Source organism: Serratia sp. TSA_105.2, from assembly GCF_052692115.1.
The window spans coordinates 15,642-40,623 of the sequence record NZ_JBQZFT010000011.1; the positions used below are offsets into that span (position 1 = coordinate 15,642).

Consider the following 24,982-nt stretch of genomic DNA (forward strand, 5'->3'; position numbering starts at 1 on the left):
TCGGGTTCCCTTACGCTTCGGCTTACTGTATTTTTATTCAAAATAAATGCATGAATATTGATACTATCCTAACCAAAGGCTGTCAACAGTGAAGATGAAATTACCTCCATTTATTGAGCTGTACCGGGCGTTGATCGCAACGAAGTCGATCAGCGCCACCGATGCCGGCCTCGATCAGAGCAATGAGGCGTTAATCAACTTGCTGGCCGGATGGTTTGCCGACCTGGGCTTTCGCGTCGACGTGCAGCCGGTGCCGGAATCGCGCCACAAATTCAACCTGCTGGCCAGCATCGGCGAAGGCAGCGGCGGCCTGCTGCTGGCCGGCCATACCGATACGGTGCCTTACGACGAAGGCCGCTGGACGCGCGATCCCTTCACCCTGACCGAGCACGACAACAAGCTCTACGGCCTGGGCACCGCCGACATGAAAGGCTTCTTCGCCTTTATTCTGGATGCGGTGCGCGATATCGACGCGAGCAAACTGACCAAGCCGCTGTACATTCTGGCTACCGCAGATGAAGAAACGACGATGGCCGGCGCACGTTATTTCGCCGCCTCCACCGCCATTCGTCCGGATTTCGCCATCATCGGCGAACCGACCTCACTGCAGCCGGTGCGCGCACACAAGGGCCACATGGCCAACGCCATTCGCATCGTCGGCCAGTCCGGCCATTCCAGCGATCCGGCGCGCGGCGTCAACGCCATCGATCTGATGCACGACTCCATCGGCCGCCTGATGGAGCTGCGCAAAACCCTGCAGGAGCGCTACAACAACCCGGCGTTCGCCGTGCCTTATCCCACCATGAACTTCGGCCATATCAGCGGCGGCGACGCGGCCAACCGCATCTGCGCCTGCTGTGAGCTGCACCTGGATATCCGCCCGCTGCCCGGCATGACGCTCGACAACATCAACGAGCTGATGCATCAGGCATTGGAGCCGGTGAGCCAACGCTGGCCGGGCCGCCTGACCATCGAAGAGCTGCACGCGTCGGTGCCGGGTTACGAATGCCCGACCGACCACCGCATGGTGGCGGTGATCGAGGAACTGCTGGGCACCCGCACGCAGGTGGTCAACTACTGTACCGAAGCGCCGTTCGTACAGCAGGTCTGCCCGACGTTGGTGCTCGGCCCCGGTTCCATCGATCAGGCCCACCAGCCGGACGAATACCTCGACACCGCGTTTATCGAACCGACGCGCAAACTACTGGGCCAACTGGTCAATCACTTTTGCCGGCAATAAACCCGACATTTAACAGGGGAAATGCTTTATGCTTTCCCCTACCTCAAAATAAGTAGAAAACGGCGAAATAAGCCACGCTGATAACCGACGCGGCGTAATTAAATTTCAGAAAATGCGCCGATTTTGATGTTTTTTTGCTAAAAATAGTGTCAATTGACGATTGGACAGGAACGCGATGTGATCAGGCTGGCGGTCTGCGCCTGACGCGTGAAATTTATTTACAAGATAAAAATCATACAGAACTGGGTCAGGGGTTATATGAACGAACAATATTCGGCAATGCGCAGTAATGTCAGTATGCTCGGCAAATTGCTCGGCGATACCATCAAAGAAGCGCTGGGCGAGCATATTCTCGATCGCGTTGAGACCATCCGTAAGCTTTCCAAATCTTCACGCGCCGGCAACGAAGCGCATCGCCAGGAGCTGCTCTCCACCCTGCAGAACCTGTCCAACGACGAGCTGCTGCCGGTGGCGCGCGCCTTCAGCCAGTTCCTCAACCTGACCAACGTCGCCGAGCAGTACCACAGCATTTCGCCCAACGGCGAAGCCGCCAGCAACCCGGAAGCGCTGGCGCAGCTGTTCAGCCGCCTCAAAGACAAAAAGCTCAGCGACAAAGAGCTGCAGCACGCGGTGTCGCAACTTTCCATCGAGCTGGTGCTGACGGCGCACCCGACGGAGATCACCCGCCGCACCCTGATCCACAAGCTGGTGGAGGTGAACACCTGCCTCAGCCAGCTCGATCACAACGATCTGGCCGACTACGAGCGCAACAAGATCATGCGCCGCCTGCGCCAGTTGGTGGCCCAATCGTGGCACACCGATGAAATTCGCAAACATCGCCCCTCCCCGATCGACGAAGCCAAATGGGGCTTCGCGGTGGTGGAAAACAGCCTGTGGGAAGGCGTGCCGGCGTTCCTGCGCGAGTTCAACGAACAGCTGGAAAACTCCATCGATTACAGCCTGCCGGCGGAAGCGGTGCCGGTGCGCTTCACCTCCTGGATGGGCGGCGACCGCGACGGCAACCCGAACGTGACCGCCGAAATTACCCGCCATGTGCTGCTGCTCAGCCGCTGGAAAGCCTGCGATCTGTTCACCCGTGATATTCAGGTGCTGGTCTCCGAGCTGTCGATGACCGAATGCACCCCGGAGCTGCGCGCCCGCGCCGGCGGTGACGAAGTTCAGGAACCGTACCGCGAAATCATGAAACAGCTGCGCAGCCAGCTGATGAGCTCCCAGGCCTATCTGGAAGGTCGCCTGAAAGGCGAGCGCGTGCTGAAACCGCACGACCTGCTGGTGAACAACGAGCAGCTGTGGGAGCCTCTGTATGCCTGCTACCAGTCGCTGCAGGCCTGCGGCATGGGCATCATCGCCAACGGTCAACTGCTGGATACCCTGCGCCGCGTGCGCTGCTTCGGCGTGCCGCTGGTGCGCATCGACGTGCGCCAGGAGAGCACCCGCCATACCGAAGCCATCGCCGAGCTGACCCGCTACCTGGGGCTGGGTGACTATGAAAGCTGGTCGGAAGCCGATAAACAGGCGTTCCTGATCCGCGAACTGAACTCCAAACGCCCGCTGGTGCCGCTGAAATGGCAACCGAGCGCCGATACGCAGGAAGTGCTGGAAACCTGCCGGGTGATCGCCGAAGCGCCGCAGGGCTCGATCGCCGCCTACGTGATTTCGATGGCGCGCACGCCTTCCGACGTGCTGGCGGTGCACCTGCTGCTGAAAGAGGCCGGCTGCCCATTCGCGCTGCCGGTCGCCCCGCTGTTCGAAACCCTCGACGATCTGAACAACGCCGACGACGTGATGACCCAGCTGCTGAACATCGACTGGTATCGCGGCTTTATTCAGGGCAAACAGATGGTAATGATCGGCTACTCCGACTCGGCGAAAGATGCCGGCGTGATGGCCGCCTCCTGGGCGCAGTACCGTGCGCAGGACGCGTTGATCAAAACCTGCGAAAAGGCCGGCGTGGCGCTGACGCTGTTCCACGGGCGCGGCGGCTCCATCGGCCGCGGCGGCGCACCGGCGCATGCGGCGCTGCTGTCGCAACCGCCGGGCAGCCTGAAGGGCGGCCTGCGCGTCACCGAACAGGGCGAGATGATCCGCTTCAAGTTCGGCCTGCCGGAGGTCACCATCAGCAGCCTGGCGCTGTATGCCGGCGCGATCCTCGAGGCCAACCTGCTGCCGCCGCCGGAACCGAAGAAAGAATGGCGGGCGTTGATGGACGACCTGTCCGAGACCTCCTGCCGGATGTATCGCGGCTACGTGCGTGAAAACCCGGACTTCGTGCCTTACTTCCGCGCGGCCACGCCGGAGCTGGAGCTGGGTAAACTGCCGCTGGGCTCACGCCCGGCCAAACGCAAGCCGAACGGCGGCGTGGAGAGCCTGCGCGCCATTCCGTGGATCTTCGCCTGGACGCAGAACCGCCTGATGCTGCCGGCCTGGCTCGGCGCCGGTGCCGGATTGCAGGAAGCGGTGAAAGCCGGTAAGCAAGCGGAACTGGAGGCGATGTGTCGCGACTGGCCGTTCTTCTCTACCCGCATCGCCATGCTGGAAATGGTGTTCGCCAAGGCCGACCTGTGGCTGGCGGAATACTACGATCAGCGCCTGGTGGATAAATCGCTGTGGCCGCTGGGCCAACAGCTGCGCGATCAGTTGGAAAGCGACATCAAGGTGGTGCTGACCATCGCCAACGATGCGCACCTGATGGAAGACCTGCCGTGGATCGCCGAATCCATCGCGCTGCGCAACGTTTATACCGACCCGCTGAACGTCTTGCAGGCCGAACTGCTGCACCGTTCGCGTCAGCAGGAGCAGCCGGACGCCCGCGTCGAGCAAGCGCTGATGGTCACCATCGCCGGCGTCGCCGCCGGGATGCGCAACACCGGCTAGCGAGCCTAATCGCGGCCCCGTTTATCGGGGCCGTTTTTTTATGCCTTCCCCCTACAAAAAAAGGGCGCCGCGATAAAGCGACGCCCTTTATTTGTGGAACAAGCCTGTCAGGCGGCGGCCACCGGGCGCACGCCCAGCGTGTGGCAGATGGCGTAGCTCATCTCGGCGCGGTTCAGCGTATAGAAGTGGAAATCTTTCACCCCTTCGCGGCTGAGGATCTTCACCATGTCCATGGCGATGTTGGCGCCGACCATTTTGCGGGTCTCCGCATCGTCGTCCAGCCCTTCGAACATGCTGGTCATCCAGCTTGGCACCCGCACGTTGGTCATGGTGGCGAAGCGCTGCAGCTGCTTGAAGTTGGACACCGGCAGAATGCCCGGCACGATTTCCACGTCGATACCGGCGGCGACGCAGCGGTCGCGAAAACGCAGGTAGCTCTCGACGTCGAAGAAGAACTGGGTGATGGCGCGGCTGGCGCCGGCGTCGATCTTGCGCTTCAGGTTAATCAAATCGGCCTGGGCGCTCTTCGCCTCCGGGTGCACTTCCGGGTAGGCGGCGACGGAAATGTCGAAGTCGCCCACGTCTTTCAGCAGCGCCACCAGATCGGTCGCATACATTTCCGGCTTGCCGCCGCCCGGCGGCAGATCGCCGCGCAGCGCCACGATATGGCGGATACCGCTGTTCCAGTAATCGGTCGCGATGTCGCGCAGCTGTGCCGGGCTGGCGTCGATGCAGGTCAGGTGCGGCGCCGCCTCCAGCCCGGTGCGCTCCTTGATCCCCTTGATGATGCTGTGGGTGCGATCGCGCTCGCCGGAGTTGGCACCGTAGGTGACGGAAACGAATTTGGGTTTGAGGATGCTCAGACGATCGATCGACTGCCACAGGGTCTCTTCCATCTCGCTGGTGCGCGGCGGGAAGAACTCGAATGATACGTTAATCTGGCCGTTCAACTCCGCCAGACTCTGATTCAGCGCTTCCCGCTGGTTTGCGTGGAAAAAACTCATACCCTGCTCACCTCTTATCGATCACTGTTTTTATTTCATCTTGATGAGCGTCTATACGTTTAGACGTCTAGATAGAAAATGCCGCATGTTGGCTAAAGAGTCAACAGGAAAATAAGGGGAATAAGATGATTAATCTTCACCCGCTCAACGAGGGAATTTCATGACGGCGGCAGGGATAAGTATGGCAGGAAAAGCAAAGGGGCGCGGTGAACCCGCGCCCGCAGAGGATTAAAGCAGCTGTGCCAACCGGTTAAGGTCTGACTGGATCGCGCCGGCGGTCACGTCGCGGCCGGCGCCCGGCCCGCGGATCACCAGCGGATTATCGCGATACCAGCGGCTTTCGATGGCGAACACGTTGTCGCACGGCAGCAGCGAGGCCAGCGGATGCTCAGGACGCACCGCCTCCACGCCGACCCGCGCCTTGCCGTTGGCGTCGAAACGCGCCACGTGACGCAGCACCAGGCCCATTTCGCTGGCGGCCTCAAAGCGCTGCTGCATCTGCTGGTTCAGCGCCTCGCCGTTCTCGAAGAACTGATCGACGGAACCCTGCTCGCAGCCCGCCGGCACCAGCGACTCGACCCGCACCTGGTTCGGTTCGATGTCGTAGCCCGCCTCGCGCGCCAGGATCACCAGCTTGCGCATCACGTCCTGACCGGAGAGATCGACCCGCGGATCAGGTTCGGTCAGCCCCTGCTGCCAGGCCTGATCCACCAGCTCGGTGAACGGCACCGTGCCGTCATACTGCAAGAACAGCCAGGAAAGCGTGCCGGAGAAGATGCCGCTGATCGCCAAAATGCTGTCGCCGCTGTCGCGCAGATCGCGCACCGTATGGTTGACCGGCAGGCCGGCGCCAACGGTGGCGTTATACAGCCAGTGGCGGCCGGTTTTGGCGAAGGCGTCGCGAATTTGGCGATAGGTATCGCTGCATGAGGCACCCGCCAGCTTGTTGGCGCCGATCACATGGAAACCGTAGCTGGCGAAATCCAGATACTGCCCGGCCAGCTCTTCGCTGGCGGTCACGTCGAGCACCACCAGATCGTCGAACGGGTGCGCGCGCATCCACAGGAACAGCGACTCTTCGTCGAGCGCCTGCGCCTCGTCCTCAAAGAACGCCAATGCGCGGCTGGCATCCAGCCCGTCGTAGTTCAGCAGGCTGCGGCGGCTGTCCACCACCCCCGCCAGGATAAATTCGAAACCGCTGCGCGCGGAAATATTGGTCTGCTCGCGGGCAAACAGCTCCAGCCAGCGCGACCCGATGTTGCCCTTGCCGAACAGCACCAGACCGATGCGCTTCTCGGCGCGGAACAGGCTTTGGTGCAGCCCCTGAATCAGCAGCGCGGTCGGCCCCTGACGCAATACCGCCACCAGGCTGATGCCATCTTCCGCCTGCCAGATAAACTCGACCGGCTGATCTTTCAACTGCTGATAGAAACGGTGGCTGTGCAGCGGATTCTTGCAGACCCCGGCGCCGACCATCGCCACCAGCGCCAACCCTTCGCGCAGGTGCAGTTCACCCGGCAGCGCCGAGGCCTGCAGGGTCGCCAGCGCGCTGTTGACCACCTCGGAGGTGTAGCACAACTGCACCCGATTGCGGTCAGGATGGATGCCCACCGCCAGCGGTTTGATCTGCGCGCGCTTGAGCACCAGATCCAACTCTTTCTGCGCCAGTTTGAAGTCATGCTGAGCGGCGACGTGCAACTCAATCAGACACACGTCATCGTGGCTGGTGACAATCTTGGCGCCGGTGCCGGACGCCAATACGCGCTCGATGCGCGTCGAGCCCTGCTCCGGCTGGTAGCTGCAGCGCAGCTGAAGATCGATATCGCTGCCGGAGACCGGCTGCAGGGTGCGGGTATGCAGCACCGGCGCCGCCAGGCGCGCCAGCTCGCTGGCTTCGTCCAGGCGCAGCAGCGGCAGCAGGCAGGCGTCTTTCACCTTGCGCGGGTCGGCGCTGTATACCCCGGCCACGTCGCTCCAGATGGTGACGCGCGCAGCACCGGCCAACGCGCCGACCTGAGTGGCGGAGTAGTCACTGCCGTTACGCCCCAACAGCACGGTTTCCCCGGCGTCGTTGCGCGAAATGAAGCCGGTCACCACCAGGCGTTTGCCCGGATGTTGAGCCAACAATTGCTGCAGCAGCGGATAAGAACGGCCTTCATCCACCTGTGGCTGCGCGGCGCGCTCGGCGCGCAGGAAATCACGCGCGTCCAGCCAGGCCGCCTGCATATCCAGGTGGTTGAGCACCGCCGCCATCAGGCGCGCCGACCAGATCTCGCCGTGCCCGACCACTTCGGCATAGCACACCTCGTCGACTTTGCCGTCCAGCAGCACCGCCAGACGTTCCAGATCCTGAATAAACTCGGCGATCAGCGGCTCGGCGCTTTCCGCCGGCAGCAGGCCGCCGATAAGATCGCTATGATAGCGGCGCAACGTCTGCTGCACCTGGTGCGCAGACAGGCGATCGCTCTGGCTGAGCTTCAGCCAGTTGATCAACTGGTTGGTGGTACTGCCGGCGGCCGATACCACCATCATGTCGCCCGGCTGGCTGTATTCCGCCATAATCCCGGCCACACGCAGATAACACTTCACATCCGCCAGACTGCTGCCGCCAAACTTGTGCAGTTGACGCCCGCTCACCGGCCCTGCTACAGCAATTGCATTCATGCTTACCTCGTTGCCGCCGCCTGGAAAGCGCGTTCCAGATCGGCAATCAAATCTTCACTGTCTTCAATACCCACGGAAATGCGCAGCAGGCTCTCGGAGATGCCGGCCGCTGCCCGCGCCTCCGCCGCCATGCCGGCGTGGGTCATGGTCGCTGCATGCGAGATCAGGCTTTCTACGCCGCCCAGCGATTCTGCCAGAGTAAACAGCTCAAGGGCAGAGAGAAAACGGCGCAGCACCGCTTCATCGCCGTCCAGTTCAAAACTCAGCATCGCGCCGAAGCCGCGCTGCTGCCGGCGGGCGATCTCATGCCCCGGATTTTCCGGCAGGGAGGGATGATACAGCTTTTTCACCAGCGGTTGCTGCTGTAAATAGCCGACAATCGCTTCGGCGTTTTGCTGCGCCGCCTTGATGCGCGGCGACAGCGTGCGCATGCCGCGCAGCAGCAGATAGCTGTCGAACGCGCCGCCGGTCACGCCGATATTGTTCGCCCACCAGGCCAATTCGACCGCCAGCTCGGGATCTTTGGCAATCACCGCGCCGGCCACCACATCCGAATGCCCGTTGAGGTATTTGGTGCAAGAATGGACCACCAGATCGGCACCCAGTTCGATCGGCTGTTGCAGGGCCGGGCTGAGGAAGGTGTTGTCCACCACCGTCAACGCGCCCGCCGCATGCGCGGCGGCGCAGATCGCCGCGATGTCCACCACCCGCAGCAGCGGATTGCTGGGGCTTTCAATCAGCACCAGCTTCGGCTTTTGCGCCAGTGCCTGCTGCAGGGCGGCTTCATTACCCTGATCGACGAACAGCACGCGATAGGCGCCGCGCTTGCTCAGGCTGTCGAACAACCGATAGCTGCCGCCGTAGCAGTCGTGCGGCGCCACCAGCAGATCGCCCGGCTTCAGCAGCACGGTGGTCACCAGATGGATCGCCGACATCCCGCTGCCGGTCATCACCGCGCCGGCGCCGCCCTCCAGCTCCGCCAACGCGCGTTGCACCACGTCGCGCGTCGGGTTGCCGCGGCGCGAGTAATCATGGGCTCGGGGTTGGTTGAAGTCGGTAAAGTTATAGGTGCTGGACAGATGAATCGGCGGGACAACGCAGCCATACTGTTCGTCGTCGTTCAGGCCGCTGCGTACGGCAATCGTGGCTGGTTTACGCGTCATGGGCTCGCTCGGCTCTCGGTTCGGTGAATGAGGCCTAAAGAGTAATCGCAGGATTGATAGACGTCAATACATCTGGACATCTAAACTTCTCTGCGTATAGATTGAGCAATGGAACAATACCCGCTAAAATTATGCCGATATGACATGACGATAAGATGTTAAGCCACAATGTCCGGCCGAGGCGGGGCATTCAGTGACCCTGGTCGCGTAAAATTGACATTTATTTAGTGAGAACAGTGAAGATCGGGCATAATTGGCCGGTTTTTAGAATTTTGTAATTTTTCTGACAAAGTTAAGGTGTCCCATGGCTGAGTGGAACGGCGAGTATGTCAGCCCTTACGCTGAACACGGTAAAAAAAGCGAGCAAGTCAAAAAGATCACGGTATCCATTCCGCTGAAGGTCCTGAAAATCCTCACCGACGAACGGACCCGTCGCCAGGTGAACAACCTGCGCCACGCCACCAACAGCGAACTGCTGTGCGAAGCGTTTCTGCATGCCTTTACCGGCCAGCCGCTGCCGAACGATGAAGACCTGCGCAAAGAGCGCAGCGATGAAATCCCGGAAGCCGCAAAAGTGTTGATGCGCGAACTGGGTGTCGATCCCGATACCTGGGAATATTGAGAACCGCCCGGCGAACGCCGGCGGCAGAAACGAAAAAAGGCGCCAAAGGCGCCTTTTTCATCGGACGATAAGAAATCTTATTTCTTAGCGCCTGGTACGCTGAAACGCTTGTTGAAGCGGTCAACGCGGCCACCGGTAGCAACGTCACGCTGCTTGCCAGTGTAGAACGGGTGGCATGCGCCACAAACGTCCAGGTTCAGATCATGGCCCACGGTGGAGCGGATCTTCATCACGTTACCGCAAGAGCAGTTAGCAGTAACTTCTTCGTATTTTGGGTGGATACCTTGTTTCATGGGAAACCTCAGTTAAGGCCGTGTCGCTATCCAGCCCTGTTTCGCCAGACACCACACGTGGTTGATAATAGAATTTTGGTATCGAATTATACCAAAGGCGGCAAATTATACAGCATTAGTCGGGGCGCGCAATCGGAACCGTACATTTGCCGATGCGCCGTGTAAACTGATGCCCACTTTTTTCAATTTGGATGAGATCATGCCCGTCGTACACGTTGCCTTGCCGGTCCCCCTCGCCCGCACCTTCGACTATCTGCTGCCGCCCGGCATGCAGCCGGTGGCCGGCGCGCGCGTGGGCGTCCCTTGGGGCAGGCAGCATGCGATCGGCATCGTCACCGGCTGCAGCGACACCAGCGAACTGCCGCTGGACAAGCTCAAACCGATCGACAGCGTGATCGACGCCGAGTCGCTGTTCTCCCCCAGCCTGTGGCGCATCCTGCGCTGGGCCAGCGATTACTATCACTACCCCATTGGCGAAGTGCTGTTCCATGCGCTGCCGATCCTGCTGCGGCAAGGCAAACCGGCCGAAGCCGCGCCGCTGTGGCAATGGTTCGCCACTGAAGAGGGGCGCGCCACCCCGCCCGAAAGCCTGAAACGCGCGCCGAAACAGCAGCAGGCGCTGGCGGCGCTGCTGCAACGCCCGGTCTATCGCCACCAGGTCAGCCAGCTGGAACTGACGGAAAGCGCCCTGCAGGCGCTGCGCACCAAAGGGCTGATCGATCTGCGCGCTCAGATCGCGGATACGCACGACTGGCGCCCCAACTTCGCGGTGCTCGGCGAGCGGCTGCGGCTGAACACCGAGCAGGCTACCGCCGTCGGGGCGATCAGAAGCGAGGATGAGCAGTTCGCCGCCTGGCTGCTGGCCGGGGTGACCGGCTCCGGCAAGACCGAGGTCTACCTCAGCGTGCTGGAGAACGTGCTGGCCAAAGGCCGGCAGGCGCTGGTGCTGGTGCCGGAAATCGGCCTGACGCCGCAAACCATCGCCCGCTTTCGCGAGCGCTTCAACGCGCCGGTAGACGTACTGCACTCCGGCCTGAACGACAGCGAGCGGCTTGCGGTTTGGCTGCGCGCGCGCAGCGGCGAAGCCGCCATCGTCATCGGCACCCGCTCGGCGCTGTTCACGCCGTTCCGTCAGTTGGGCGTGATCATCATCGACGAAGAACACGACAGCTCTTATAAACAGCAGGAAGGCTGGCGCTACCACGCCCGCGATCTGGCGGTGTTCCGCGCCCGGGAAGAAGACATCCCGATGGTGATGGGCTCCGCGACCCCGGCATTGGAAACGCTGCACAACGTGCAACTGGGCAAATATCGCCAGCTGAAGCTCACCCAGCGCGCGGGCAACGCCAAACCGGCAGCGCAGCACCTGATCGATCTGAAGGGGCTGCCGCTGAAGGTCGGCCTGTCGCAGCCGCTGCTGAAGAGCATGCAGCACCATTTAAAAGCCGGCAATCAGGTGATGTTGTTCCTCAACCGCCGCGGTTACGCCCCGGCGCTGCTGTGCCACGAATGCGGCTGGATTGCCGAGTGCCAACGCTGCGATCACTACTACACCTTCCACCAGCACCAGCGTCAGCTGCGTTGCCACCACTGCGACAGCCAGCGGCCGGTGCCGCACCAGTGCCCGCAGTGCGGCTCCACCCACCTGGTATCGGTCGGCGTCGGCACCGAACAGCTGGAGCAGGAGCTGGCGCCGCTGTTCCCCGATACACCGATCACCCGCATCGATCGCGACACCACCAGCCGCAAGGGAGCGCTTGAGCAGCACCTGGCGGATATCCATCGCGGCGAAGCGCGCATTCTGATCGGCACACAGATGCTGGCCAAGGGCCACCATTTTCCCGACGTCACCCTGGTGGCGTTGCTGGACGTGGACGGTGCGCTGTTCTCCGCCGACTTCCGCTCCGCCGAGCGTTTCGCCCAGCTGTATACCCAGGTCTCCGGGCGGGCCGGCCGCGCAGGCAAACAGGGGGAAGTGCTGCTGCAAACCCACCATCCGGAGCATCCGCTGCTGCAGGTGCTGCTGCAACAGGGTTACGACGCCTTCGCCAAACAGACGCTGGCGGAGCGCAACAGCGTGTTTCTGCCGCCTTACACCAGCCATATCATCGTGCGCGCCGAAGATCACGATAACCAGCAGGCTCCGCTATTCCTGCAGCAGCTGCGCAACCTGCTGGAAGCCAGCCCGCTGAAGGACGATTCGCTGTGGGTAATGGGACCGGTGCCGGCGCTGCAGTCCAAACGCGGCGGCCGTTTCCGCTGGCAGCTGCTGCTGCAGCACCCGACGCGGCGCGTCCTGCAACAGCTGATGAAAAGCTCGCTGCCGCTGATCGGCACCCTGCCGCAAACGCGCAAGGTGAAATGGACGCTGGATGTCGATCCGATCGACAGCTGATCCCGGAAAAGTCCGATTTAGCTGCCGCAGTGCAAACGTTTACCCTTGAAATTGCGAGCGAACGCTAAAAAACCTTCTCAGGTCACATTTTTTATGCAAATTAGGTAACAAAGGCGGGGCGTATTCTGTTTAGAATGTCTGCGAGGGCAAATTTTGTCGCCACATCGCAGCGCGACGGAGTGCCCGAACGCGAGTGGCGCTCAATGACAACAATCTCGCCGCCGCATGCCGGACATTGTGAGCAAACAGCAGTAGTGGCGTCGGCATGGGGCTGACGCAAGGAGAAAGGCGTTGGAACACAAGAAAGAGTTATCCATGGCGACCATGAAAGACGTCGCCGAAATGGCGGGCGTTTCAACGGCTACCGTATCGCGTGCGCTGATGAACCCGGAAAAGGTGTCAACGCCGACGCGCCAAAAGGTGGAACAGGCCGTTCTGGCCGTGGGTTATTCTCCTCATGCTCTGTCACGCAATATCAAGCGCAACGAATCCCGCACCATCCTGGTGATCGTGCCCGACATCTGCGATCCGTTTTTTGCCGATGTGATCCAGGGGATCGAACAGACCGCTGCCCAGCAAGGCTATCTGGTACTGATCGGCGACTGCGCCCAGCAGAACCAGCAAGAGCGTACCTTCGTCAATCTGATCATCACCAAACAGATCGACGGCATGCTGCTGCTGGGCTCCAACCTGCCGTTCGACGCCAGCAAGGAAGAGCAGCGCAACCTGCCGCCGATGGTGATGGCCAACGAGTTCGCACCCGAGCTGGAACTGCCGACGGTGCATATCGACAACCTGACCGCCGCCTTTGAAGCCGTGCATTATTTGCATCAATTGGGCCACCGGCAGATCGCCTGTATCGCCGGGCCGGAACAGATGCCGCTGAGCCATTATCGGCTGCAGGGTTACGTTCAAGCGCTACGTCGTAATGGCATTACCGTCGAAAGCAGCTATATTACCCGGGGTGATTTTACCTACGAAGCCGGCGCGCAAGCGCTGACGGCGCTGATGGCTCAGCCGAAACCGCCGACGGCGGTGTTCTGCCACAGCGACGTCATGGCGATCGGCGTGCTGTCCCAGGCGAAGAAAATGGGGCTGCGGGTACCGCAGGATCTGTCGATCGTCGGCTTTGACGACCTCAAGCTGGCGCAGTATTGCGATCCGCCGCTGACCACGGTGGCGCAGCCGCGCTTCCAGATCGGCCAGCAGGCGATGTTGTTGCTGTTGGAGCAGTTGAACGGCCAGACGGTGGCCAGCGGCTCCCGGCTATTGGACAGTGAATTGATTATCAGAGGCAGCACCGCTGCCCCGAAACGCTAGTCAAATATTTTAGGGTTCAGTAACATGACGGACTTATCCTCTCATCAGGACACAGCGGAATAATAGTGGCGCAAAAAGACTATGTAAGCCGTGGGCGCGCAGCAGGAGCTAAGCGTAAAACCCCCAGCCGTAAAAAACGCAGTTCTCCGAAGGTTTCCAAAACCGTGCTGGCGTTAGCCGCCGCGTTGCTGGTTGTCTTTGTCGGTGGCCTCTATTTCATTACGCACAACAAGCCGGAAGACGCGCCGTTGTTGCCTGCGCACACCACACGCCCCGGCAACGGCCTGCCGCCGAAGCCGGAAGAGCGCTGGCGCTACATCAAAGAGCTGGAAAATCGGCAGATCGGCGTGCAAACCCCGACCGAACCGACGGCCGGCGGCGAGCTCAATTCCAAAACTCAGCTGACCGCCGAACAGCGGCAGCTGCTGGAGCAAATGCAGGCCGATATGCAACAGCGCCCGACGCAGCTGAACGAAGTGCCGTATAACGATCCGGGCCAGGCCAACGCGCGCAGCAACCGCCAGCAGCAGCAGATGCAACAACAGCAAATGCAGCAGCAACCTGTGCAGCAACAGCAGCAGGTCAGCCAGGCGCCGCGCAACCCGTTCAACAACGGGGCCACTACCGCGCCGGTGCAGCAGCACCAGCAGCCGAAGCCGGTTACCCCACCGCCCGTGCAGGTGAAACAGCCTGAGCCGAAGCCGCAACCGAAGCCCGAGCCGAAACCGGAAGTGAAACAGGAAACGGCCAAGCAGGAAACCAAACCGGAGTCGAAGCAGAAGTGGATGGTGCAATGCGGTTCGTTCCGCGCCACCGATCAGGCTGAATCCGTGCGTGCGCGCCTGGCGTTCGAAGGCATCGAGAGCCGCATCACCGCCGGCGGCGGTTGGAATCGCGTAGTGCTCGGCCCTTACAGCAGCCGCGCCGCCGCGGACAAAACCCTTTCGCGCCTGAAGGGCGTCGGCATGTCGAGTTGCATTCCCCTCTCCGTTGGGGGTTGAAAAGCGTCAATCCCCCCCCATCTATACTCTCAATATGCCTCGTAGCGTCTGCGAAAGCAGGCGCTGCGGGGACTTCTTTCCGTCTTTAACGAGGGTCTGCTCGTGACAACAATTGTAAGCGTACGCCGCAACGGCCAGGTCGTCATCGGTGGTGATGGCCAGGCAACCCTGGGTAATACGGTGATGAAGGGTAACGTCAAGAAAGTGCGTCGCCTGTATAACGACAAAGTGATCGCCGGTTTTGCCGGTGGCACCGCTGACGCCTTCACGCTGTTTGAACTGTTTGAACGCAAACTGGAAATGCATCAGGGCCACCTGGTGAAAGCCGCCGTCGAGCTGGCGAAAGACTGGCGCACCGACCGCATGCTGCGCAAGCTCGAAGCGTTGCTGGCGGTCGCCGATGAAAACGCTTCGCTGATCATCACCGGCAACGGCGATGTGGTGCAGCCGGAAAACGATCTGATCGCCATCGGCTCCGGCGGCCCATACGCACAGGCCGCAGCCCGCGCCATGTTGGAAAATACCGAGCTGAGCGCCCGTGACATCGTTGAGAAATCCCTCAACATCGCCGGCGATATCTGTATTTACACCAACCATTTCCACACCATTGAAGAATTGCCTTCCAAAGCGTAAGGATCGAATACCATGTCTGAAATGACCCCGCGCGAGATCGTCAGCGAACTGGACAGCTATATCATTGGCCAAAACAAGGCCAAACGTGCTGTCGCCATTGCCCTGCGCAACCGCTGGCGCCGGATGCAGCTCAACGAGATGCTGCGTCACGAAGTGACCCCGAAAAACATTCTGATGATCGGCCCGACCGGCGTCGGTAAAACCGAAATCGCCCGTCGTCTGGCGAAGCTGGCCAACGCGCCGTTCATCAAGGTTGAAGCCACCAAGTTCACCGAAGTGGGCTATGTGGGCAAAGAAGTGGATTCCATCATCCGCGATCTGACCGATGCCGCCATCAAAATGGTGCGCATGCAGTCGATCGAGAAGAACCGCACCCGTGCCGAAGAGTTGGCCGAAGAGCGCATTCTCGACGTGCTGATCCCGCCGGCCAAGAACAACTGGGGCCAGCCGGAAGAGCACCAGGAGCCGTCCGCCGCCCGCCAGGCATTCCGCAAGAAACTGCGCGAAGGCCAGCTGGACGACAAAGAGATCGAAATCGATCTGGCCGCCGCGCCGATGGGCGTGGAAATCATGGCACCTCCGGGCATGGAAGAGATGACCAACCAGCTGCAGTCGATGTTCCAGAACCTCGGCGGCCAGAAGCAAAAGCCGCGCAAGGTGAAGATCAAAGAAGCCTTCAAGCTGCTGGTGGAAGAAGAAGCCGCCAAACTGGTGAACCCGGAAGAGCTGAAAGAGCAGGCGATCGAAGCGGTTGAACAGCACGGCATCGTGTTTATCGACGAGATCGACAAAATCTGTAAGCGCGGCGGCCAGAGCTCCGGCCCGGACGTCTCGCGCGAAGGCGTGCAACGCGATCTGCTGCCGCTGGTGGAAGGCTGCACCGTGTCGACCAAGCACGGTATGGTGAAGACCGACCACATCCTGTTCATCGCCTCCGGCGCGTTCCAGACCGCCAATCCGTCGGATCTGATCCCGGAACTGCAGGGCCGTCTGCCGATCCGCGTTGAGCTGCAGGCGCTGACCACCGAAGACTTCGAGCGCATCCTGACCGAGCCGAGCGCGTCACTGACCGAGCAGTATAAAGCGCTGATGGGTACCGAAGGGGTCAACATCGAGTTCACCGCCGACGGCATTCGCCGCATCGCCGAAGCCGCGTGGCAGGTCAACGAAAGCACCGAGAACATCGGCGCTCGTCGTCTGCACACCGTGCTGGAACGTCTGATGGAAGATATTTCCTACGATGCGAGTGAAATTAATGGCCAATCCATTACAATTGATGCGGATTACGTGCGCAGTCATCTGGATGAACTGGTGGCGGATGAAGATTTGAGTCGTTTTATCCTATAATCGCTCAATCATTGTCTTGTCAGTCATCTGTGTGGGAGGCATTGCCTCCCACAATTATTTCTAACGGACACCGCAACTTACTGACAGAAGCGAAACATGAGCTCATCAACCTCCACCACCCCGATCTCCGCCTGGCTGGAAAGTCTACGCCCCCGCACCCTGCCGTTGGCTTTTGCCTCCATCGTGGTCGGCTCGGCCATCGCCGCCTGGCACGGCAGCCTGAAACCTGAAGTGGCGCTGCTGGCGCTGTTGACCGCCGGCCTGCTGCAGATCCTCTCCAACCTGGCGAACGACTACGGCGATGCGGTCAAAGGCAGCGACAAAGAAGATCGCATCGGGCCCTTGCGCGGCATGCAAAAAGGCATGATCACCCAGGCGCAGATGAAACGGGCGCTGGTGGTGACGGTGGTGCTGATCGCCCTCGCCGGCTGTTCGCTGATCGCCGTCGCCTGCGAGCAACCCAGCGACGTAGTGGGCTTCCTGGTGCTGGGCGGGCTGTCTATCGTGGCGGCCATCACCTATACCGTCGGCAACAAGCCCTACGGGTATTTGGGGCTGGGCGACATCTCGGTGCTGGTGTTCTTCGGCTGGCTGAGCGTGGCCGGCACCTACTATCTGCAAACGCACACCTTCGACAGCGTCGTGATGCTGCCGGCCACCGCCTGCGGTCTGCTGGCGACGGCGGTGCTCAACATCAACAATCTGCGCGATATCGAGAGCGATCGCGAAAACGGCAAGAACACGCTGGCGGTGCGTCTCGGCCCGCACAAGGCGCGCATTTACCATGCCCTGCTGCTCGGCGGCGCGGTGCTGTGTTTCGCGCTGTTTACGCTGTTCAATCTCCACAGCCCGTGGGGCTGGCTGTTCGTGCTGGCGATCCCGCTGCTGGTGCGCCACGGCCTGCGCGTGCTGCGCGATCCGACGCCGGTCGGCATGCGGCCGATGCTGGAGCACATGGTCAAGGCGGCGTTGCTGGCCAACCTGCTGTTCGCCATCGGCGTGGCGCTCAGTTAAAAACTGATGATTTTGCCAACAGGGCGAATAAAGGGATATACTGAACATTCCAGCGGCAAACAGACGTAAAATCCTATGAAATACGATACTTCCGAACTTTGCGACATCTATCATGAAGAGGTGAACGTTGTTGAACCTCTGTTCTCCAATTTTGGCGGGCGTACTTCATTTGGCGGGCAAATCACCACGGTGAAATGCTTTGAGGATAACGGCCTGTTGTTCGATCTGCTTGAAGAAAACGGCCGCGGCCGCGTGCTGTTGGTCGACGGCGGCGGTTCGGTACGCCGGGCGCTGATCAACGCCGAACTGGCGCGCCTGGCCGCCCAGAACGAATGGGAAGGCATCGTGGTGTACGGCGCGGTGCGTCAGGTGGACGATCTGGAAGAGCTCGACATCGGCATTCAGGCGATGGCGGCGATCCCGGTGGGTGCCGTGAGCGAAGGCGTGGGCGAAAGCGATATCCGCGTCAACTTCGGTGGCGTCACCTTCTTCTCCGGCGATCACCTGTATGCCGACAACACCGGCATCATCCTCTCCGAAGACCCGCTCGACATCGAGTGATTTTCGGTCATGAAAAAGGGCGCCTGAGGCGCCCTTTTCGTTGCTGCATGGCGTGAGGAATCAGACCTCTTCCATTTTGCCCAGCAGAGCGCGCAGGCGATCTTGCCATACGTGCTGTTCTTCTTTCAGCTGTTGGTTTTCGCGCACCAGCGCTTCGTGGTTGCCGGAGGCAGCCTGAACTTCCTGCGACAGAGAGTTGTTTTTGTCTTTCAGCTCTTCAATTTCCATCTGCAACAAGGTGATGGTATCAATCGCCTGCTGTACTTTTGCTTCCAGTTTCTCAAATACTTCAAATGACATGCTTCAGTCCCCTCATGATAGCAAGGCGTACATCTATAAGTAGCGGCCGCAACATCGGCTGCAGCTACTGCGAATATTGCATCGCGCTCAGTGACGCGCGCCGTTACGGAAGGCGCGCCAGTCTCGATTCGTTAAAAACGATTGTAAGTAGCCAGTCTCCGCCTGTCTAGCAACATACCGGATCATCGCGCAGTCTGTTGCAATTTTCCTGCCCCCGCCATCAGCAAAAACTGAAAATCCCCGCCGCCACCGCCGCGAGTTGTTAACAACCCTCGCCAAACTACTGGTCAGATCACACTTTTATGGCTCAGAAAGAACACTAAACGACGCGAAATCGCTCAATTTTATGACGCGCCACACACATTTTGATTTCGCTATTTCTCGTTTATGTTCGTTAACGATAAATTTACATCACGTCCTTATTCAATAATTGGACGAGATGAAAAAAACTGTGCCCATAGGCCGGATGTATACCCAACTGAGCCTATAAACCAACAACCGCCGTTTTGCAGGACAACAACATTATGAGCCAAACCACCAGTCCGACATTAAAAGGCCAGTGCATCGCCGAGTTCCTCGGCACGGCGCTGCTGATCTTCTTTGGCGTAGGCTGCGTTGCCGCGCTGAAACTGGCGGGCGCCAGCTTCGGCCAGTGGGAAATCAGCATCATTTGGGGCCTGGGCGTCGCCATGGCCATCTATCTGACCGCCGCCATTTCCGGCGCGCATCTCAACCCCGCGGTCACCCTCGCCCTGTGGCTGTTCGCCTGCTTCGACGGGCGCAAAGTGGTGCCTTACATCATTGCGCAGGTCGCCGGTGCCTTCTGCGCCGCCGCCCTGGTCTATGGGCTGTACTACAACCTGTTCTTCGACTTCGAAGCGGCTCACCACATGGTGCGCGGCAGCAACGAAAGCCTCGAACTGGCCAGCATCTTCTCGACTTACCCTAACGCGCACATCTCCGTCGGCCAGGCCTTCCTGGTAGAAATGGTGATCGCCGCCATTCTGATGTGCCTGATCCTGGCGCTGACCGACGACGGCAACGGCATCCCTCGCGGCCCGCTGGCGCCGCTGCTGATCGGTATTCTGATTGCCGTGATTGGCGCCTCCATGGGACCATTGACCGGCTTTGCGTTGAACCCGGCGCGCGACTTCGGGCCGAAACTGTTCGCCTACCTGGCCGGCTGGGGCAAAGTCGCCTTCACCGGCGCACGCGACATCCCGTACTTCCTGGTGCCGATCTTCGCCCCTATCGTCGGCTGTGGCCTGGGCGCTTTCGGTTACCGCGCGCTGATTGGCCGCCACCTGCCGTGCGACGTCTGCGTGACGGAAGAAGAGCCTGATGCCAAGACCCAGCAGCGCAAAGCGTGATGGGTGCAGTTTTACACGGTTAACAACAGCAGGATAATTACCATGACTGTAGAAAAAAAATACATTGTCGCACTCGACCAAGGGACCACCAGTTCACGCGCCGTCGTGCTCGATCACGACGCCAACATCGTTGCGGTATCGCAACGCGAATTCCCGCAGATCTATCCAAAGGCCGGCTGGGTTGAGCACGACCCGATGGAGATCTGGGCGTCGCAAAGCTCGACGCTGGTAGAAGTGCTGGCGAAAGCCGATATCAGTTCCGATCAAATCGCCGGCATCGGCATCACCAACCAGCGCGAAACCACCATCGTCTGGGAAAAAGACACCGGCAAGCCGATTTACAACGCCATCGTCTGGCAGTGCCGCCGCACCGCCGACATCTGCGAGAAGCTCAAGCGCGACGGCCTGGAAGAGTACATCCGTCACAACACCGGCCTGGTGGTTGACCCGTACTTCTCCGGCACCAAGGTGAAGTGGATCCTGGACAACGTCGAAGGCGCCCGCGAGCGCGCCAAGCGCGGCGAACTGCTGTTCGGCACCGTCGATACCTGGCTGGTGTGGAAAATGACCCAGGGGCGCGTACACGTTACCGATTACACCAACGCCTCACGCACCATGATGTTCAACATCCACGAGCTGGACTGGGATGAGCGCATGCTGGAAGTGCTGGATATCCCGCGCGCCATGCTGCCGAAAGTCCGTCCTTCCTCGGAGGTGTACGGCCAGACCAACATCGGCGGTAAAGGCGGCACGCGTATTCCTATCGCCGGTATCGCCGGTGACCAGCAGGCAGCGCTGTACGGCCAGCTGTGCGTTCAACCGGGCATGGCGAAGAACACCTACGGCACCGGCTGCTTCCTGCTGATGAACACCGGCAAAGAAGCGGTGCGCTCGAAAAACGGCCTGCTGACCACCATCGCCTGCGGCCCGCGCGGCGAAGTGAACTATGCGCTGGAAGGCGCGGTGTTCATCGGCGGTGCGTCTATCCAGTGGCTGCGCGACGAGCTGAAACTGATCAGCGACGCCGCCGACTCCGAATACTTCGCCACCAAGGTGAAAGACAGCAACGGCGTCTATGTGGTGCCGGCCTTCACCGGCCTGGGCGCCCCTTACTGGGATCCGTATGCCCGCGGCGCCATCTTCGGCCTGACCCGTGGCGCCAACAGCAACCACATCATCCGCGCCACGCTGGAATCCATCGCCTTCCAGACCCGTGACGTGCTGGACGCCATGCAGGCCGACGCCGACACCCGCCTGCAATCGCTGCGCGTGGACGGCGGCGCGGTCGCCAACAACTTCCTGATGCAGTTCCAGTCCGATATCCTCGGCACGCGCGTGGAACGCCCTGAAGTGCGTGAATCGACGGCGCTGGGCGCCGCGTTCCTGGCGGGCCTGGCCATCGGCTACTGGAACGATCTGGATGAAGTGAAGAGCAAAGCGGTGATTGAGCGCGAATTCCGCCCAAGCATCGAAACCACCGAACGTAACTACCGCTACAGCGGCTGGAAAAAAGCGGTGGCTCGCGCTCAGGCATGGGAAGATCACGACTAAACCCAGCCTTGTCGTTACCCCCCAAATTGCGCTGCCTGCGGGCGGCGCTTTTTTTTGCCCCGCCCCGCCGCCGCTACGCTGTGATAGACTTTGCCGATATTTTCTTCCCTTTCTCACAGACAGGTTTGCCATGAAACGTGAATTAGCCATCGAATTCTCCCGCGTTACCGAAGCCGCCGCGCTGGCGGGCTACAAATGGCTGGGACGCGGCGACAAGAACGCCGCCGACGGCGCGGCGGTCCACGCCATGCGCATCATGCTCAACAAGGTGGATATCGATGGCCGCATCGTGATCGGCGAAGGCGAGATCGACGAAGCGCCGATGCTGTATATCGGCGAACAGGTCGGCACCGGCCAGGGCGACGCAGTCGACATCGCGGTCGATCCGATCGAAGGCACCCGCATGACCGCCATGGGCCAGTCCAATGCGCTGGCGGTATTGGCGGTGGGCGATCGCGGCACCTTCCTGCATGCGCCGGACATGTACATGGAGAAGCTGGTGGTCGGCCCGGCGGCGCGCGGCGCCATCGATCTCAACCTGCCGCTGGCGGAGAACCTGCAGAACGTCGCCGCACGGCTGGGCAAACCGCTGTCGCAGCTGACGGTGATCGTCTTGGCCAAGCCGCGCCACGACGGCGTCATCGCGCAGATGCAGCAGCTGGGCGTGCGGGTATTCGCCATTCCTGACGGCGACGTGGCGGCCTCCATTCTCACCTGCATGCCGGAAAGCGAGGTCGATGTGATGTATGGCATCGGCGGCGCGCCGGAAGGGGTGATCTCAGCCGCGGTGATCCGCGCGCTGGACGGCGACATGCAGGCGCGTTTGCTGCCGCGCCATGAGGTGAAAGGCGACAGCGCCGAGAACCGCCGCATCGGCGAACAAGAGCTGGCGCGCTGCCGGGAAATGGGTATCGAGGCCGGTCAGGTGCTGCGCATGGACCAGATGGCGCGCAACGACAACGTGATCTTCTCCGCCACCGGCATCACCAAGGGCGATCTGCTGGAGGGTATCAGCCGCCAGAGCAACATGGCCACGACCGAAACCCTGCTGATCCGCGGCAAGTCGCGCACCATCCGCCGCATCCGTTCGACCCACTATCTGGATCGCAAGGACCCGGCGCTGCACGAGTTTTTGCTGTAAGCCGGCAAGAGACCGCCTCCGGCAGCCGCTGAGGGCGGGTTCATCCCGCCACCGGCGTTTTGGCGGGCAGCAGTTTCCCGCGCAACAGCAGCCACAGCGTCTTCACCATCAGGCCGATGAGCAGCAGGTTGGCCAACGCGAACAGCCCCCAGGCCAGCACTTGCATATCTGCCCCGCGCTGGCTCTGCAACAACCGCAGCGACGCGTTCGCCATCGCCGATAAGCCGAACGAGAAAGCCCACATGCCCGGGCTGAAGCCACCGGCAAAAAACCAACGCACCAACCTGAACATAAAAAACAGCTGCAGCAGGCCGTAGCCCAACAGGATTAAGGCGAACGTATCGAAGTCGTTGCCATTGACGCATAACCACGCGTAGCAGGCGACAAAGGCCGGAGCCAGCTGGATGCCGATAACGCCGCGGGCGGCGGCCGGCAGCGCGGCCTTGGTGCGTAGACGGTGGATGATGGCGGGTTCGAGGGTCAGCCATGAAATCAAACCGGCGCCAAGAAACATCATGCCGATATCAGGATGGCCGGCGGTGCCAAACGCCATCGCGCAGATAAAGTTAGCGGCCACCGTCGGCAGGTAGAATCCCGGCGTCGTGGCCTCCGACGCGAACTCGCCGCGCCACAACGGCGCACAGCGCCAGGCCGAGAAGATGAGCTGGCCGACAGAGCCCGCGACCATCAGCCCATTCGCCAGCGGCAGGCTGTAAGGGTGCAGGCCGATGGACACCAGCACGCCGCCCGCCGGAAGCAGGCTGATAAAGCTGAACTGAGTATTGCTGCGAAACTCGTCACGCACCGCGCGTGAGTCTATCAGGCAGCGGCAGAGATAGATCAGCGCCAGCGTCAGCCAGATGGCGCTGCCGAGAAAGATGAGCGACTCGCCCAGCCAGCCGGGGCCATAGCCGAGCGTGGCGGCGTATCGCCAGGCGCTGCCGAGGCCGAAAACCCCCAGAACCATCCCAAAGAAGCCGACGGGAACACGTTGAATGAACTGCAGTGATGACATAGCGAATAACCCGGAAAAACACTGTCGGTAAAGTGTATACCGATCGCCACAGCGCAGTAATAACCTGGGTCAAAACCGGCGGCATGACCTTAGCCGTCTTGCAGGACTAAGGTCAGCGCCGGCTCGGGAAGGGCGTTATGCGGTATGCCCCTGATGTTGCATCCGGTTGGACAGCGGCCACCAGCACAGCAGGATCAGCAGCGCCATCGCGAACATCAGCAATCCAAGGCTAAACTGCCCGGTTTGCGGCAGCATGGCGGAAAGCCAGGTCGCGAGCCCCGATCCCATATTCTGCATGCCGCCCACCAGCGCGCCCGCTGCGCCGGCCAGGTAAGGGAACGGCTCCATCGCCCCGGTGGTCGCCAGCGGGAACAGCATGCCGGCGCCGAAGAAGAACAGCGCGGCCGGCACGATCAGCGTCCAGATGTTCATCACGCCGAACCAGCCCGGGATCCACATCATCGCCCCCGCCAGCAGGCAGCTAATCACCGAATGCCACATCAGCGTGTGGAAGGTCTTGCCGTCACGCCCGGCGTACCAGGCGCCGAAAAACGCCGCCGGGATCGGCAGAATAAACAGGATGCTGACGGTCAGGCCACTCAGCCCCAACACGCCACCCATCAACACGCCGCAGCTGGCCTCGAATACCGCAATCCCCGCCAGCGCGCCGATCAGCATCACCAGATAGCAGCTGAAGGTGCTGTCACCCAGCAGCTGGCGGAAACTGGCCAGCATGCGGCGTTTTTCCGTCTGCACCGGGCGGGTCTCCGGCAACCAGCGGAACATGGCGAAGGCAACGCAGGCGCACAGCGCCAGCAGGAAGGCGTAACAGGCGCGCCAGCCGAACACCATCGCCAATGCGCCGCCGATCACCGGCGCCAGCAACGGGCTGACCAAAATCCCCATGTTCAACAGGCTGTTGGCGTAGCGCAGCGCGGTGCCGGCATACAGATCGCGTGGCATGGTGCGCGCCATCACGCCCGCCACGCCGGTGCCCATCCCCTGGATGGCGCTGGCGGCGACCAGCATCGTCAGGTTGGTGGACAGCAACGCGCCCAGCGCACCGAGCAGGAAGATCATCATGCCGGTCAGGATCACCGGACGACGCCCGATGCGATCCGATATCGGCCCATAAATCAGCTGGGAGAAGCCGTAGGTCAGCAGATACGCCGCCATCACCCGTTGCACGGCGCCGGTGCGAACCGACAGATCGTGGGCGATATCAGCAATAACGGGAACATAAATGGTTTGCGCCATCTGGCCGACGGCGACCAACAGGATAAGCATCACCAGCAGGTGAAAGTTCTCTAGTTTTCTCATTATCTTCGTTAACGTTTCAACTCGTCACAGCGTCCCGGTATGGCCGTTGCAGCAGCCAGAACGGCGAGCAGCCCTCTATGGCGGCATAAACTAATCAAATCTGATTTTTTTAGCGAGTTTCAGGCAGATATTG

Annotated in this window: 20 protein-coding genes; 13 read left to right on the forward strand and 7 right to left on the reverse strand. The window is 60.9% G+C overall.

Annotation, left to right across the window (positions count from 1 at the left end; translation table 11 throughout):
- Positions 1 to 94: 94 nt before the first annotated feature.
- Complete coding sequence (gene argE, locus ACUTSC_RS21830; RefSeq protein ID WP_197768763.1) at positions 95 to 1,240, forward strand: acetylornithine deacetylase; 1,146 nt, start codon at positions 95 to 97, stop codon at positions 1,238 to 1,240.
- Positions 1,241 to 1,498: 258 nt separating this feature from the next.
- Positions 1,499 to 4,135, forward strand: a complete 2,637-nt coding sequence (gene ppc, locus ACUTSC_RS21835) for a phosphoenolpyruvate carboxylase (protein ID WP_049234154.1) — start codon at positions 1,499 to 1,501, stop codon at positions 4,133 to 4,135.
- A 107-nt stretch (positions 4,136 to 4,242) separates the two neighbouring features.
- Here ppc and metF read toward each other — a convergent pair whose 3' ends face one another.
- The 3 genes from metF to metB all read right to left on the reverse strand — a co-directional run bounded on the left by metF (position 4,243) and on the right by metB (position 8,966).
- Positions 4,243 to 5,139: a methylenetetrahydrofolate reductase gene (gene metF / locus ACUTSC_RS21840; RefSeq protein ID WP_033645217.1), complete on the reverse strand. Its 897-nt coding sequence runs from the start codon at positions 5,137 to 5,139 to the stop codon at positions 4,243 to 4,245.
- Positions 5,140 to 5,367: 228 nt separating this feature from the next.
- Complete coding sequence (locus tag ACUTSC_RS21845; protein WP_107228026.1) at positions 5,368 to 7,803, reverse strand: bifunctional aspartate kinase/homoserine dehydrogenase II; 2,436 nt, start codon at positions 7,801 to 7,803, stop codon at positions 5,368 to 5,370.
- Positions 7,804 to 7,805: 2 nt separating this feature from the next.
- Positions 7,806 to 8,966, reverse strand: coding sequence for a cystathionine gamma-synthase (gene metB, locus ACUTSC_RS21850; protein WP_025304659.1), 1,161 nt, complete (start codon positions 8,964 to 8,966; stop codon positions 7,806 to 7,808).
- 304 nt (positions 8,967 to 9,270) lie between these two features.
- Here metB and metJ point away from each other — a divergent pair, with 304 nt between their 5' ends.
- On the forward strand, positions 9,271 to 9,588 hold the full coding sequence (gene metJ, locus ACUTSC_RS21855) for a met regulon transcriptional regulator MetJ (protein ID WP_006317756.1): 318 nt from the start codon (positions 9,271 to 9,273) through the stop codon (positions 9,586 to 9,588).
- Positions 9,589 to 9,665: 77 nt separating this feature from the next.
- Here metJ and rpmE read toward each other — a convergent pair whose 3' ends face one another.
- Positions 9,666 to 9,881 carry a 50S ribosomal protein L31 gene (gene rpmE, locus ACUTSC_RS21860; protein WP_004931078.1) on the reverse strand — a complete coding sequence of 72 codons (216 nt, stop codon included), beginning with the start codon at positions 9,879 to 9,881 and terminating at the stop codon, positions 9,666 to 9,668.
- 199 nt (positions 9,882 to 10,080) lie between these two features.
- Here rpmE and priA point away from each other — a divergent pair, with 199 nt between their 5' ends.
- The 7 genes from priA to rraA all read left to right on the forward strand — a co-directional run bounded on the left by priA (position 10,081) and on the right by rraA (position 18,152).
- Positions 10,081 to 12,276 carry a primosomal protein N' gene (gene priA, locus ACUTSC_RS21865; protein WP_197768764.1) on the forward strand — a complete coding sequence of 732 codons (2,196 nt, stop codon included), beginning with the start codon at positions 10,081 to 10,083 and terminating at the stop codon, positions 12,274 to 12,276.
- 291 nt (positions 12,277 to 12,567) lie between these two features.
- Positions 12,568 to 13,596: a DNA-binding transcriptional regulator CytR gene (gene cytR / locus ACUTSC_RS21870; RefSeq protein WP_063991329.1), complete on the forward strand. Its 1,029-nt coding sequence runs from the start codon at positions 12,568 to 12,570 to the stop codon at positions 13,594 to 13,596.
- Positions 13,597 to 13,661: 65 nt separating this feature from the next.
- A complete protein-coding gene (gene ftsN, locus ACUTSC_RS21875) occupies positions 13,662 to 14,597 on the forward strand; it encodes a cell division protein FtsN (protein ID WP_197768765.1) in 936 nt (311 codons plus the stop codon).
- Positions 14,598 to 14,699: 102 nt separating this feature from the next.
- Positions 14,700 to 15,230, forward strand: a complete 531-nt coding sequence (gene hslV / locus ACUTSC_RS21880) for an ATP-dependent protease subunit HslV (protein ID WP_033649891.1) — start codon at positions 14,700 to 14,702, stop codon at positions 15,228 to 15,230.
- A gap of 12 nt (positions 15,231 to 15,242) precedes the next feature.
- Positions 15,243 to 16,577 (forward strand): HslU--HslV peptidase ATPase subunit, encoded by a 1,335-nt coding sequence (gene hslU, locus ACUTSC_RS21885; RefSeq protein WP_025304663.1) that lies wholly within the window; start codon positions 15,243 to 15,245, stop codon positions 16,575 to 16,577.
- Positions 16,578 to 16,673: 96 nt separating this feature from the next.
- Complete coding sequence (locus tag ACUTSC_RS21890) at positions 16,674 to 17,591, forward strand: 1,4-dihydroxy-2-naphthoate polyprenyltransferase (protein ID WP_015379416.1); 918 nt, start codon at positions 16,674 to 16,676, stop codon at positions 17,589 to 17,591.
- 75 nt (positions 17,592 to 17,666) lie between these two features.
- Positions 17,667 to 18,152 (forward strand): ribonuclease E activity regulator RraA, encoded by a 486-nt coding sequence (gene rraA / locus ACUTSC_RS21895; protein WP_038872664.1) that lies wholly within the window; start codon positions 17,667 to 17,669, stop codon positions 18,150 to 18,152.
- 60 nt (positions 18,153 to 18,212) lie between these two features.
- Here the strand turns inward: rraA and zapB are convergent, their stop codons facing one another.
- Positions 18,213 to 18,452, reverse strand: coding sequence for a septal ring assembly protein ZapB (gene zapB, locus ACUTSC_RS21900; protein ID WP_004931092.1), 240 nt, complete (start codon positions 18,450 to 18,452; stop codon positions 18,213 to 18,215).
- Positions 18,453 to 18,976: 524 nt separating this feature from the next.
- On the opposite strand from zapB, the gene ACUTSC_RS21905 reads away from it, so the two are divergent.
- The 3 genes from ACUTSC_RS21905 to glpX all read left to right on the forward strand — a co-directional run bounded on the left by ACUTSC_RS21905 (position 18,977) and on the right by glpX (position 22,514).
- On the forward strand, positions 18,977 to 19,822 hold the full coding sequence (locus ACUTSC_RS21905) for an MIP/aquaporin family protein (RefSeq protein WP_039569603.1): 846 nt from the start codon (positions 18,977 to 18,979) through the stop codon (positions 19,820 to 19,822).
- Between the two features lie 42 nt (positions 19,823 to 19,864).
- The gene (gene glpK / locus ACUTSC_RS21910) at positions 19,865 to 21,373 is read left to right on the forward strand and encodes a glycerol kinase GlpK (protein WP_197768766.1); all 1,509 of its coding nucleotides are present in this window, start codon (positions 19,865 to 19,867) and stop codon (positions 21,371 to 21,373) included.
- A gap of 130 nt (positions 21,374 to 21,503) precedes the next feature.
- Positions 21,504 to 22,514 (forward strand): class II fructose-bisphosphatase, encoded by a 1,011-nt coding sequence (gene glpX / locus ACUTSC_RS21915; RefSeq protein ID WP_197768767.1) that lies wholly within the window; start codon positions 21,504 to 21,506, stop codon positions 22,512 to 22,514.
- Positions 22,515 to 22,554: 40 nt separating this feature from the next.
- On the opposite strand, the gene tehA is transcribed toward glpX, so the two are convergent.
- Together tehA and emrD are read right to left on the reverse strand one after the other, a co-directional pair.
- Positions 22,555 to 23,529 carry a dicarboxylate transporter/tellurite-resistance protein TehA gene (gene tehA / locus ACUTSC_RS21920; RefSeq protein ID WP_197768768.1) on the reverse strand — a complete coding sequence of 325 codons (975 nt, stop codon included), beginning with the start codon at positions 23,527 to 23,529 and terminating at the stop codon, positions 22,555 to 22,557.
- 135 nt (positions 23,530 to 23,664) lie between these two features.
- Positions 23,665 to 24,849, reverse strand: a complete 1,185-nt coding sequence (gene emrD, locus ACUTSC_RS21925; RefSeq protein WP_060442774.1) for a multidrug efflux MFS transporter EmrD — start codon at positions 24,847 to 24,849, stop codon at positions 23,665 to 23,667.
- Positions 24,850 to 24,982: the final 133 nt, after the last annotated feature.